Raw genomic sequence first — 13395 nt, forward strand, 5'->3', positions numbered from 1 at the left:
AATAAAGCAAATAATATGAAAGCAATTTGGAATGGCGAAGTGATCGCCGAAAGCGATGATACAGTTGTAGTAGAAGGCAATCACTATTTCCCCCCATCATCAATCAAAAAGGAATACTTCAAAGAGACGAGCACCCATACGGTTTGTCCATGGAAGGGCACTGCTAGCTATTATTCTGTAGATGTAAATGGAGAAGAAAACAAAGATGCTGCCTGGTACTATCCTGAGACTAGTGAACTTGCCAAAAACATCAAAGGCTACGTTGCCTTCTGGAATGGTGTGAAAGTCGAGAATTAAGGTTCAGTTTCTGGTCTGTATTCAATAGGTAACATCTCAGCAATCTTCAAAGACCAGCCCATGTAGCCTTCGAAAAATACTTTTTCTACATCGTAGTACCCATTTTCATAGATGGTCAGAAAATCCAAAAAATAGACAATGGACGTTTGTTTGTTGTCTATTCCACCACCTCTGCGGTATTGCTCATAGTTCGGGTCTTCTCGCTCCTTTGAGTAGATAATCTTGAGGTGTCCCTTGTACTCAAAGGATTCCCCATTGAAAAGGCTATTGTCGACCAGTTTTTTTCCCAGACTGTCCACCAGCACTGGTAGTCTTCTCATCCTCATCCAATATTGCAAGCTGTCAGAGTCAGATGAGGCTCCCAGCACAATAGAAGAAGGTGATGAGCGAGCGCGCACGCCCAAAGCAGCAAGCTTCTTCTGGATGATATCCACTGGTGGTCTCTTTGGGTTTGGAACTCTGAATAGTTCTTGAACAATAAATCCTTCCTCGATAAAAGTGTTCTCCTTAAATGATCTGATGAAATGGTTGAATGATCCTCTGTAAGCCTTGTCTCTGGCTTTGTTCCACTTTTTCGCCTGCCTTTTGCCCTTGGGAATCATTTCTTCAAATCTTGGCACACCGAAAGAGTAAAAGCGGTGAGTTTTATATTCCATTCTGAACTCGTGCATCTTATAGCCCATCCGTAAGCCTAAGGCATTATTCTCAACTTGAATTTCTTTCCTGGCGTGGGCAAACAGTCCATTCTCTATTCGATCAAAGAACAGAAAAATATCCCGCGGGTTGATGATCTCTACGCTAGTAGCATTTTGAGTTTCACCAAGAAAAAGGCGCTTAAAAACCGGGTAATTGTTATGCCATCCTGTTGTATCGGCTTCAACTTGAATGTCCTTCAACTCTATTACTTCTGGAGCCAGCTCAATGCGAAAGAACGGTAACTCATCGGTACTTAGGATCTGTTTCGAATATCCCTGATAGCCCACATATGATGCTGTCAACTCATACTTACCCTCAACAGGTATCTCAAAGGAAAAATTACCTTCCAGATCGGTGATTGCTCCAATGAGTGTCCCGGCAAAGAAAACATTGGCAAAAGGGATCGGCTCTTTTGTATCCTTATCCACCACATTTCCCTCAATCAATTGAGCTTGAGAAAGTCGGCAAACAAAAAAAACTACGAGCAATACTATCCGATGGTCAGGTTTCATAATCAACCAAACGAATAACTATAAAAATAGTTATAGCTTTTTATTCCCAAGATAATAACTGATGTAAAAGCTGCGCAATACCAAAGTGAGTACAAGTGGGACGAGTGATTGGTGGAGAGGCTGAGGCAAGAGCGCCCAAATCAGCAGGACTCCACAATACCAGTAGGCGGTCACTTTGAAGTAGAGCCTAAAAAATTTCCTAAATCTTTCTTTTCCGGTAAAGAATATGAGTGGTAGATGAAAAGGTATTGCCCACAGGATATTTAAATTTCGCTGAGAAAGATGTTCGGTGCCAAACCAAAGGAACGCAACCCACCAACCGACAAATCCGACAAACGAAAACAAGAGCACGTCAATCCATTTCGTTCGCTTTCCATATTTCATGTTTCGGTGAGTTATCAAACCCACTATGAAGAACACCAAAACGAACGTGTTGAATGGTGTCCAAAGCCCATTCTCATTGTTTTGATCCTTTGGCATAAAAGCGATTTCCGTGCTGCTTACCAATGGGGCTGACGTATTTCCACGCGTTATTTCAGCTTCGGCAAAAGCCTTAAATATGTATTCAGGGAGAAACATGTATTCTTCCGCAGTGGCTTCACGATCTACCTGTGTTCCTAATCCCACATCGATACCCAGATCTCCCCATGGTTGATAGTCAAGATAATCTTCCATCAAGTCCCTAATTGTTTTTCCTTCAACCTTATAGCTTAAGTCAAATTGAACCCTGCCAGGAAACAGTTCATTTATTACATCCCTGATTTTTGTTGCACAATTATCATAGACATAATTGTATAGATATTCAGCATTTTCAGGCTTCACATTGTTTTGCAGGTAATCAAAGATTGCCTGCTTTTCTTCTTGCGTCAAATTCAGGTATTGCACTTTAATGTAGCGATTGAGGCTTTTTTGAAAAGCAAAAGAATGCTCCCATTTTCGTATTCCCACACGGTATTTTAACAACCCTTTGGCAAAATTCAAGAAGAAGTTTTCTTGATTGAAATCGTACAATCCATAATCGTAGAACCAGTCTATTCCATACTTGGGGTCACGCACACGAATGCCATTGTGCCCAAAGGCAGACCACACTTCGCCCTGGTACGGACCAAGCGTTACTACGGCAATTTCTGCATCTTCAGACAATTGATATTGGGCCTGAGAAAAAGAGGCCAGAAAAAATAGAAGGCTTAGGCATGCGAATCTCATGATTCTAATGTTTACTTTGTTTTTTAATGTTGATCAATCTGCACGATAGCATCTCGTTCGCTTCAAAACTAACGCCAAAAAGAATATCCAATGCTTGGAAAATCTGGAGAAGCTACAAGCGCTCAATCAATTCCAAAGAATCCACCATTTCCGGATTGCCCATTAGTCTGGCGATCGAACCCACAACAGCCTGTAACCTGAGGTGCCCTGAATGCCCCAGTGGACTAAAATCTTTCACGCGTCCTACTGGAAAACTTAGCACCAAGTTATTTGAAAAGATCATGAATGATGTGAGTGATCATTTGCTCTATCTCACCTTCTATTTTCAAGGAGAGCCCTATCTCAATCCTCAATTTTTGGATATGGTTGCAATTGCCTCCTCCCATAATATCTACACCACTACATCCACCAACGCCCATTTTCTGGATGATGCTAACTCGAAAAAGACTGTACAATCCGGCTTGGACCGGTTAATCATCTCCATTGACGGAGCCTCACAGGAAACTTATGAATCTTACAGAAAGGAAGGTGACCTTTCAAAAGTGCTTGCAGGCACTAAAAATATCCTGAAATGGCGAAAAAAATTAAAATCAAAGAGTCCCAAGATCATGTGGCAATTTTTGGTTGTAAAACCCAATGAACATGAGATTCCAAAAATAAAACGGCTGGCAAAGGAATATGGGGTAGATAAAATGGCATTTAAAACCGCTCAGATATACGATTATGCAAATGGAAGCGACCTTATGCCTACCATTGATAAATATTCCCGATATAAAGAAAATGGTGCAGGTACCTATTCGATAAAAAACAAATTAGAAAACAAGTGCTGGAAGATGTGGCAGTCTTGCGTGATTACCTGGGATGGACAGGTGATTCCTTGTTGCTTTGACAAAGATGCTACGCATAGCATGGGAAATGTAATCGAAGATAGTTTCAAAGAGATCTGGAATTCTAAACCTTATGAAAAATTCAGGAATGCCTTACTTAACTCACGTTCAGAAATAGAAATTTGTAAAAACTGCACAGAAGGGCTGACTGTTTGGGCCTGATGCACTTATTTCGCAGTTCATATCACACGACTTATGAAATTTGACCGTAAAGACCGGACCAATGAAGAGCTTCTTGCCATCCACGAAGCTTTAGTTACTCCCCGATTGATTGAAGACAAGATGCTTATTCTGCTTCGTCAGGGTAAAATCAGCAAGTGGTTTTCTGGAATCGGTCAGGAGGCCATCTCTGTTGGCGCTGCTTTGGCACTTGAAAAGGAAGAATACATTCTTCCAATGCATCGAAATCTAGGTGTATTTACAACTCGCGGTGTCCCGTTTCAGCGATTGTTCTCACAGTTTCAGGGAAAAATCAATGGGTTCACAAAAGGAAGAGATCGCAGCTTTCATTTTGGTACTCAAGACTACAATATCGTAGGTATGATTTCCCATTTAGGTCCTCAACTGGGGATTGCTGACGGAATTGCGCTCTCACATCTATTAAAAAAAGAAGAAAAGGTAAGTCTTGTTTTTACAGGGGATGGCGGAACGAGTGAAGGTGACTTTCACGAAGCAGTTAACGTCGCTTCTGTTTGGAACCTCCCCGTAATTTTTGTCATCGAAAATAATGGGTACGGGCTTTCTACTCCAAGTCGTGAGCAGTTCAATTTCGATTCCTTTGTTGTGAAAGGCCCTGCTTATGGCATGGAAGCATACAGTGTCGAAGGCAATTCCATATTAGAGGTTTTGAATGAACTAGAACCTTTGGTGGAAGACCTTCGCAAAAACCCCAGGCCCATCATATTTGAAGCGAAGACCTTCAGGATGAGAGGTCATGAAGAAGCCTCAGGTACTAAGTACGTACCAAAAGAGCTCATGGAACAATGGGGCAAAAAAGATCCGGTTAAATCTTTCGAAAGCTTCCTCATAAAAGAAAAAATCTGCACCAACGATGATATCACTAAGATCCGCAAATCCATACAGAAAGAAATAAGTGATGCTGTAAAAGAGGCTTTTGCTGAAGACACAATTGAGTCAAATACAGCAAAAGAAATTGCGGACGTTTACTTTCCATACGAACAACATGTGGTTGCCCCCAATGGAAGTGAGTCGGAAAAACGACTGGTGGATGCCATCTCGGACGGGCTTAGACAGTCTTTGGAAAAGCACGATGAGTTGGTAGTTATGGGACAAGATATTGCCGATTATGGAGGCGTCTTCAAGATCACTGAAGGTTTCATGGAGCAATTTGGCAAAGAGCGCATTCGTAACACCCCACTTTGCGAAGCTGCAATTGTAGGTACTGCGCTTGGCTTAAGCATTGCTGGCATGAAAGCGGTAGTGGAAATGCAATTCGCAGATTTCGTTACGGAAGGTTTTAATCAAATTGTAAATAATCTGGCTAAGATTCACTACCGATGGGGTCAGAATGCAGATGTGGTGGTCAGAATGCCAACGGGTGCTGGTGTAGGTGCTGGTCCATTCCATTCTCAGTCTAACGAAGCATGGTTTTTCCATACACCTGGGCTAAAGATTGTATATCCATCCAATCCACATGATGCCAAGGGCTTATTGGCGGCTGCCATCGAAGATCCCAACCCATACTTGTACTTTGAGCACAAAGCACTTTATCGCTCATTGAGTGGAAATGTTCCAGATGCATACTATACTACGGAGGTTGGCAAAGCTGTGGTAAATAGAGAAGGATCTGATATGTCGATCATAACCTACGGCATGGGTGTGCATTGGGCAAATCAGTTGGCTGACGAACTCGGTGCCTCTATCGAAATCATCGATTTAAGAACACTGCTTCCATGGGATAAAGATGCCGTTCGCATCACAGCGCAGAAAACAGGTCGAGTGGTAGTGCTTCATGAAGATTGCATGACCGGCGGTATCGGTGGCGAAATCGCGGCATGGATCTCAGAACATTGCTTTGAAAGCCTGGATGCTCCTGTGATGAGGGAAGCGAGTCTCGATACACCAGTACCATTCGCTGCTGATCTTGAAAGGAATTTCCTTCCAAATTCAAGGTTGAGGGATACCATCAAAAAAATGCTTGACTACTAGTCCTTCACTACGATTCGGTAAGAGACAACAGTTCCATCAGGATCTTCAGTATCATAGATGTGAAGTAGGTAAATGCCTTCTGCATAATCAGATACGTCTATTTCTTGATAGCCTTCAAATCCATTTCGCATGTTGAATGTGGTTAAGACATTGCCTGAGATATCGACTATTTGGCCTTTTACATTGTCAGCCTTTAGGTGTCTATATTTTATTTTAACAGTCTCACTTGTTGGGTTTGGATAAACCTTCAAATCTTTGAAGTAACTCAGTATCAATCCAAGCACTCGATCAATTGAAATTTCAATGCCCTCCTCTGTTGCAAAGGCTGCTAGCTTGAAGTCAGTGTCACTTATTCCTGCTTCTCCTACTTCAAACTCCACTTCTGAAGACTCGTCCAACGGAATCCCCGGATACTCTACGAAAAACCGGTAGGTACCTTGTGGGAGGAATCCAAACTGGAATTCTCCATTTTCATCTGTTTCACCGTAAGCAATTAATTCAAACTCGTCATCTTGTCCTGTACGACCACCTGATCTCTTTCTTCTCAATCCGCATTTTCTTTTGGCCGCTCTTCTTCTGGCATCTATTCGCGCTCCATCTTCAGGAAAATCTTCTTCGATAATAACATCAAGAACCCCATCTCCGTCCAATGGATCGGTCGGTACTCCGGTTAACCTTATTTGAACGTTTGACGCAGTTCTAAAAAAGACCGTATCTGCTCTTACCCACTCAAAATCATCACCAAAATACGTAGGGATGTAGGTCTGAAGGTCTGATGGATTTATGCCACACAGGTAATTCCCTAAAACAACATTTGGGAATATGAATGTGCTACTTACATCATCCGCACGTTCCAGCGTGTCAAACCCTTGCTGTCTTCTGAATGCCTCCAGCAAGTATCCGGAAACCGTACTGGTAACAGGATTGTCATTTGCATCTGTAATGACCATGGAAAGATCTGCTACTGCTAAAACCTCCTGAGCCACTACACTAAGGGTGAGATCAGGGAATGTAGGGTTCGTGACAGAAGCCGTGAACACGCCCATGTTATCAAAGTCAATCTCAATAATTTCAAGTGTCGCCCCTGAAATATTGAAATCTGCACCCTGACTTATCGCCGCACCATCTCTGGCAAAGCTGTAAACATTGGCTGCTCCCCCGGTGGTAATGGAAAGAACAGGACTGGACAAGTGTGGTCGTTCGATGGTATCTCCGCTGTTGTATTCTACAAAAAAGATGGCTGTCTGATTTGCATACGTCAGGGTTGAAATACCTGACAAAGGCTCCAAATCGTCGAACTCCAGCGCATTGTCAGACACATCTAAATTTGTAATGGAAATACCTCCAAAATCCATGAGTGCATCAATTTGATTGCTACTCAAGTTCATGAGGGTCATCATATCTAATCCCCCGACTGCCGCACCAGTAAAAGGATTTGGCATACTACCAACCGCTCCTCTGCTGGCTATATTCACCTCCATTACTCGCGTACGCGTAGCATCTAATGTAATACCATCCCAATTCCTTAGCCTTTCTGATTCCCAATTGACAGCAGCACTCCAATTTGGCCCATCTAATGCATTGAATATCTGCACAAGAGCTGTAGAATCAGCAATAGTGGTTGCATCAATAGTGGTTTTCAAGGAAATTGTGTTTGAATTGGCTGATAGCACATCTGAATTATCTCTTACTCTTACCCGATAAAAATAATCCGTAGAGAAATCGAGCCCTGTGACTGTAGATGTGGTGCCTGTCAGCACCAGGGGATCGTATCCAGGCAGCAAAGTTGAAAAATCATTCACTGTTGACACCTCTAATTCGTAATTCTGCACGTCCACTCCTAAACTCCAATTTGCATCGAAGGAAGTGGAAGTAATGGCGGTAGCAGGTAGGCCTTGAAAGGCGCTACCACTGATTTCCAATTCATTGGTCGTGGCGTCTACGCCCACATTTCCTGCGGTGTCGGTCGCCGTTACCATCACATCGTATATGCCATCTACCAATGCGGTGATGTTACCTGCGGCAAGTGTCCATATCCCGCCCGCAACTGTCGTTGCGCCGTAGGAAGCACCATCCACGGTTATGGAAACAGCAGTGCTATCATCATCCACCGTTCCGGTTAGTTCGGGACTGTTGATGGATGTGGTCAACGGATCTACTGTCACAACAGGAACCGTGATGTCATAATTAATAACAAATGTATTGGCCGCTGGTGTTGGGCTGCTGTCATCTTGCGTAAATGCCGCACTATCTGCAATATCAATGGTGATTTCTCCTTCCGTTAGCAAGTCTAAAATCAACGTAAAGGTGGAGTCATTCACTGTTGTAAATGAGCTTGCCTGTATAGCTCCTCCGGCGGAAACGATTACATCAGATTCAACAAACGTGTTGATAGCTTCTTCAAAAGTGATCGTGATATCTAAAGGTCCAGCGTTGGTCGGAAGGGTTTGGGCACTGGTGATTATTGGTCCAGCCACATTTACGACTGCCAGTGGCCTAGATTCGATCAAACCCCAGTCACCGTTCTGATTTTGAGCTCTAACATTTACTGAATGAGCTCCCAGTGGCAGTAAATTGGTTGTCAACATCGGCTCTTCATTGATGCTTGCACCAGGTGTCGTCACTGTAATAGGCGTTGCACTTCCCAATCCAGGGTCTGCGTCAATAAAGTATTCTAGTGCAACGATATCCTTGAGGGTTCCGGCTTGATCCACATAGATCATTCGCGTTTCGGTAGTCCCCCAACTTCCCCCTTCAGCTCGCCCTCTCATCCCTAACGTATGAAAGCCCGTGGCAAGTCCATTCGAGGAAAGTGTCTCCACAATTGAAATTGTAGGGTTTGCGGAAAACGAATTGATCAGCGTTCCAGAACCTACACCCGGATCATCATCAAAGAAATATTCCATCTGATCAATATTGGTAATCCCCCCGCCTGCAGATGGATCCACAAATATTACACGTGTCTCTGTCAATCCCCATGCTCCTCCTACAGCCTTGCCCCTGATTCCAAGTAAGTGGAATCCCAATGCTAACCCTGAAGCATTTAGTGTTTCTACTAAAGAAACTGTATTGCTTGCCGCAAATCCGTCGATGATTGTGCCGTTCCCTATTCCGGGATCTACATCAAAGAAGTACTCTAAAGAATCGACATTTACGATCGAGCCACCATCGGATTGATCAACAAACATCACCCGTGTCTCAGTTACCCCCCAGCTACCACCTTCGGCGCGGGCTCGCATTCCTAGCAAATGAAAGCCTGTTGGCAGACTGTTGGCAGAAAGTGTCTCCACAATGGATACCGCAGGGTTTGCGGAAAAGGAATTAATCACGGTTGCTGATCCTACACCCGGATCTGTATCAAAGAAGTATTCAATTTGATCCACATTCACAATGGCTGCACCATCGGAAACATCCACGAATACGAGTCTGGTCTCCGTAATTCCCCACTCACCTGCTGTTCGCAAAGCGGGGTTAATGTAATTATTCGGAGCTATCGTTTCAGAACCCGTAAAGATTTTTGGGTTTGTAGAAATATTTCTTGCCCGCATACCAAGCGTATGAAAACCGGTCGTCAAACCAGATGCAGCAAGTGTTTCCACCAAATTTACCGTCGTGTCGGGCGTGCCAATTGTAATCGTTGTGGCGCTTCCAACTCCAGGATCCAAATCAAAGAAATACTCGATCTCGAATATCTCAAGCGTGTCCTGGGCAACAGAAGTATTGCACATGATGAGTGCAATACATACGACTAATGCTTTCGCAAGTTTTTTAAGCAGACTCATTCGAGCTTTTGGTTTAGTTTCCTTCAGCCTCTATGGTCGCATCTACATTATCACCTTGTTTTATTATTTCAGGCAATCTCAAAACTTTAATTGTTGGCAATGGTGTGCCAGTCAAGCTGAATGGGATGGTTCCTCCAGTCGGTCCAATATCTGTTCCATCGTTTCCACCGTTGACGCCTGCCCCGCCAATAAGTGTAGGGTCATTAACAAAATCCCAATCATCCGCTAATGGGACTCCAGTAAATTGTGGATCAGTAGCCTCAAAATTTCCTGTGCCTGTATTTCCATCTGCTCCAATGGGGAAATTATCATTCCCTGTGCTGAAAGATATGTTGTTAGTAAATGTTGAATTATTTACCGTCCCGGCCAATGCATCAGTGATGGGAGCTCTTCCAAAAAAAATATTATTGGTAACCGTAGTTGTTGTCACACTGTTGAATGCGAAATCACTGACTCCATTACCTAAGAACAAATTATTTTTTATGATTGCATCTGCAACACTTACCGAGCCATAGCCCCCAGATGCGGTACTTGAGGCACCCATGATGACATTGTTGGTAATAACCACAGACGTAGGGTTTGTTTCCTGTGTGAGGAATATGACATTTTGCCCGCCTGTTTCTCTTAATCCAATGACGCAGTTACGAATGACGATGTTACTCAAAGCCTTTCCTGGGCTGCCTGCAGTAGTTGTCACAATCCGATCAATATCGCCATTCTCGATAAAAATGTTGCCGGTGGAGCCATCGCCATTGCCAATGGTCAAGTCTTGATTAACATTCAATCCAGAAATTCGTGTACCAAATACTCCTGTGGCTATGGTCACAAAGTCAACCCATGATTTGTTGGGTTGATCTTTATCTGGGTTGAACCCAATGCCGAAAAAAGTCAGGCTATCCTTTGTAATGGTGAAGCTTGGATAAAAGGTTTGACTCGGAATGATGTGAATGATGTCTCCGGGACTGGCGGCCGTGATGGCACTCGTAACGTCAGCGAAAATATGAGACCCTGTTGGAGCAGTGGGACGGTTGTCTGCAATCCAAACAGTTTGTGCAGTTACTTGTAATGTCAGAATGACTGCACAGCAAATTGTGAGTAGTGATTTCATAAGTGTGGTGTGTTTATATCATTATAAGGTAGAAATAAAGTATCACTAACTCCACAAAAACTATAACAATTTGCCTATTTCAGAAGTATATTTCAATATTTAAGTGAATACTGAAAACTTATTTTGCTTATAAACGGCACTTCCGCAAGAATGGCACGAGTTTAGGCGTACAATTTTTTAGAACTTCACTCCAAGGTCAATCGAGAAAACAGTGCTTCTGAGTTGTAAGTCTTCAAATGCCGCGGAAGCTTCGTTCACGGTGTTCAGCAATCCTCTTTGATAAGAAAATCCTCCAAAAAGTGTGGTATTTATGCCTGCGCGATATTCGATTCCAGCGCCAAGAATGACAGGAATGTCTATAGGTGCAAACTTCTCAACGTTTACAAATGATGGATCTTCAGCTTCATCAAAAACCTTAATTTCCAAAGCTGCACCTACTTGCAGGTAAGCTTTCATATCGGGTGCCAGTTCATTGGTGAAGAGCTTAAGCGTAGCAGGAATTTGCAAATATTGAAGCTTGTATTCCTCTTCTACGGTACCATCAGCATTTCGAAATGCTGCTCTTTTTGGCAGGTATATTAGACCCGTGCTTAAATAGTAAGTGTCAGAAAGCGTTTTGTCGGCCACTAAACCAACAGAAAATTTCATTTTCGAACCATCATTTTCTACTGTTTGAGCATCATTTTTTGCTCTATTGGATGAGATTACAGGCGCCAGTTTTAGTCCAAGCTTTACCTGAGCCATGGATCCTGCGGACAAAAGGATGAGGAGTAAGAAAAGAAACTTCTTCATAAGTCGTTGTTACTTCTAAATTTGCACCCAAAAATAGATAGTATGCGAGTAGTCCTCCTAATGATTTGTGTTGTTTTCTTGGCATCATGTTCCAATGAGGTATGTCGGGATTCAGTAGCGCCCGAAACCGTTGTGCTAAGGGTGGAGCGATTGGAACAAGAACTTTTTGAAAGTAAGTCCTCAAAAGAGGTGGAATCTTTTCTTGCAAGTCATCCAGACTTTGCTCAGTTTTTTCTTCACTCAGATCAGTATCCTGCGGACTCTATTTTAGCAAACCGCATGTTTGGTTTGATTCAGAATCCGTCCATCGATACGCTTTACCAAGAATCAATAAATGCGTTCAAAAACTTTGATGATGTGATCCGAACACTTGAATCGGGATTGGGAAGACTTAAAGTTTATTACCCTAAAACACCCTCTCCTACGGTACAAACAGCGGTTACTGGCTTGTACAATGACCTCTTCATTTCCAATGACCATATCATGATCGGCATGGATTTTTTCATTGGTCAGAATGCAAGCTACAAGCCCCAACAAATTCCCAATTATATCCTCAGTCGCTACACCACAGATCATCTGGCGGCCAGCATTTTACAGTTCGTATCGAGTCAATATATCTCCACAAGTGTGGGTGATGAAATGTTGACAGAAATGATCAACTATGGAAAGTCATACTATTTGCTGAGTCAAATCCTGCCTTGCACACCGGAGCGAATTTTGATCGGCTATACGGAAGAGGAATGGAGGGACGTATTTGAAAACGATAAAATCATATGGGCCAACTTCGTGCAAAATGAGTGGCTCTATGAAACTGATCACAACGTCAAACAAAAGTTTCTTGGTGAAAGACCCAATGTGTTTGAGATTGGGGATAAGTGTCCTGGAAGAATCGGAAGGTGGCTGGGTTGGCAAATTGTAAATGCATACGCCGAGAAGACTGGAGCTTCAGTAACTGAGATCATGGCTGAAACAAATTTGAATAAGCTGTTTACTCAGTCAGGCTACAAACCTTCTGGCGGATAGGTTAAGCAAGTATAAATAGGGACACGATGCTTACGATAATCCATAACGTAAGTCCAAAAAGCAGACTCTTGCTTCCCATTTTCTTTATTTTATCCAAGCTAAAATTGGTTCCTACAAAAAATAGGGAGACAACTAAGGTCTTGGTACCCAACCAACTTAAAATTCCAAATTCCAAGGATCGTTGAGGAAAGGAATTAGCTACGCAAATAGCCAATATGAACAGTAGAATGAACCATGGCAATTTTCGATAATTGAATGCCTGTGCTTTCGTATCAAATATGTTGAGTCCTATTACCAATGGGATAATCCAAAGGGCTCTCGTCAATTTCATTGTTGTAGCTACTTCCAATGCTTCGTTTCCATACATCGCTGCGGCTCCCACTACTGACGAGGTGTCGTGAATTGAAATCGCCACCCATGAACCAAAGGTTGTTTGGTCGAGATTTAGAAGTTGCCCTGCGAAAGGAAAAATCAACAGAGATAAAGCGTTTAAAAAGAAAACGACGAGCAGTGATATCGCAAACTGATCATTGCTAGGACGAATGGCTGGCGCTACGGCAGCTATTGCGCTTCCTCCGCAGATGGCTGTACCAATGGAGATAAGCAAATTCGTCTTATGCTCCAATTTCATCATTTTGCCTATGGCTACTCCAATAAGCAGTGTACAAACAACTGTGCCTGCTGTGAGGAATAGTCCTGATTTGGAGGTGGAAAGCGCATCCGACCAATTCAATCCAAAACCTAAAAGCACAATTGATGATTTCAACAATAAACCATTGATTTCATTAAATACCAATGGTTTTTTGAATATTATGGCTCCTGCAATTCCTAAAAGTAGGGCATGTGCAGAATTGATAAATGGTAGAAAACACAGGAATATACAAAAGGAAACAAAGAGCGCGTATCTCAACTTCATCTAAACT

10 protein-coding genes are annotated in these 13395 nt (G+C 42.8%); 4 read left to right on the forward strand and 6 right to left on the reverse strand.

The window, feature by feature from the left end:
• The first annotated feature begins 15 nt into the window (after nt 1-15).
• A complete protein-coding gene (locus ABJF57_RS03530) occupies nt 16-297 on the forward strand; it encodes a DUF427 domain-containing protein (protein WP_462231177.1) in 282 nt (93 codons plus the stop codon).
• Here ABJF57_RS03530 and ABJF57_RS03535 read toward each other — a convergent pair.
• Both ABJF57_RS03535 and ABJF57_RS03540 read right to left on the reverse strand, forming a co-directional pair.
• Complete coding sequence (locus tag ABJF57_RS03535; RefSeq protein WP_462231175.1) at nt 294-1505, reverse strand: carboxypeptidase-like regulatory domain-containing protein; 1212 nt, start codon at nt 1503-1505, stop codon at nt 294-296. The two genes, ABJF57_RS03530 and ABJF57_RS03535, sit on opposite strands and share 4 nt — an antisense overlap.
• A gap of 30 nt (nt 1506-1535) precedes the next feature.
• A complete protein-coding gene (locus tag ABJF57_RS03540) occupies nt 1536-2711 on the reverse strand; it encodes a lipoprotein N-acyltransferase Lnb domain-containing protein (RefSeq protein ID WP_462231173.1) in 1176 nt (391 codons plus the stop codon).
• Between the two features lie 26 nt (nt 2712-2737).
• On the opposite strand from ABJF57_RS03540, the gene ABJF57_RS03545 reads away from it, so the two are divergent.
• Together ABJF57_RS03545 and ABJF57_RS03550 are read left to right on the forward strand one after the other, a co-directional pair.
• Nucleotides 2738-3760, forward strand: coding sequence for an SPASM domain-containing protein (locus ABJF57_RS03545; protein WP_462231171.1), 1023 nt, complete (start codon nt 2738-2740; stop codon nt 3758-3760).
• A 33-nt stretch (nt 3761-3793) separates the two neighbouring features.
• Entirely contained in the window at nt 3794-5767 is a 1974-nt protein-coding gene (locus ABJF57_RS03550; RefSeq protein WP_462231169.1) for an alpha-ketoacid dehydrogenase subunit alpha/beta, read from the forward strand.
• On the opposite strand, the gene ABJF57_RS03555 is transcribed toward ABJF57_RS03550, so the two are convergent.
• The 3 genes from ABJF57_RS03555 to ABJF57_RS03565 form a co-directional block, all read right to left on the reverse strand.
• Nucleotides 5764-9549, reverse strand: a complete 3786-nt coding sequence (locus ABJF57_RS03555; RefSeq protein WP_462231167.1) for a T9SS type A sorting domain-containing protein — start codon at nt 9547-9549, stop codon at nt 5764-5766. The genes ABJF57_RS03550 and ABJF57_RS03555 overlap by 4 nt on opposite strands.
• A 13-nt stretch (nt 9550-9562) precedes the next feature.
• A complete protein-coding gene (locus tag ABJF57_RS03560; RefSeq protein ID WP_462231165.1) occupies nt 9563-10657 on the reverse strand; it encodes a hypothetical protein in 1095 nt (364 codons plus the stop codon).
• A 177-nt stretch (nt 10658-10834) separates the two neighbouring features.
• Entirely contained in the window at nt 10835-11449 is a 615-nt protein-coding gene (locus tag ABJF57_RS03565; RefSeq protein ID WP_462231163.1) for a porin family protein, read from the reverse strand.
• 42 nt (nt 11450-11491) lie between these two features.
• Between ABJF57_RS03565 and gldB the strand changes: the two genes are divergently transcribed.
• Entirely contained in the window at nt 11492-12472 is a 981-nt protein-coding gene (gldB, locus tag ABJF57_RS03570) for a gliding motility lipoprotein GldB (RefSeq protein ID WP_462231161.1), read from the forward strand.
• Nucleotide 12473: 1 nt separating this feature from the next.
• Here gldB and ABJF57_RS03575 read toward each other — a convergent pair whose 3' ends face one another.
• Nucleotides 12474-13388 (reverse strand): YeiH family protein, encoded by a 915-nt coding sequence (locus ABJF57_RS03575; RefSeq protein ID WP_462231159.1) that lies wholly within the window; start codon nt 13386-13388, stop codon nt 12474-12476.
• Between the last annotated feature and the right edge of the window lie 7 nt (nt 13389-13395).

Origin of the sequence: Ekhidna sp. (assembly GCF_039940915.1) — a bacterium.
Classification (GTDB): Bacteria; Bacteroidota; Bacteroidia; order Cytophagales; family Cyclobacteriaceae; genus Ekhidna.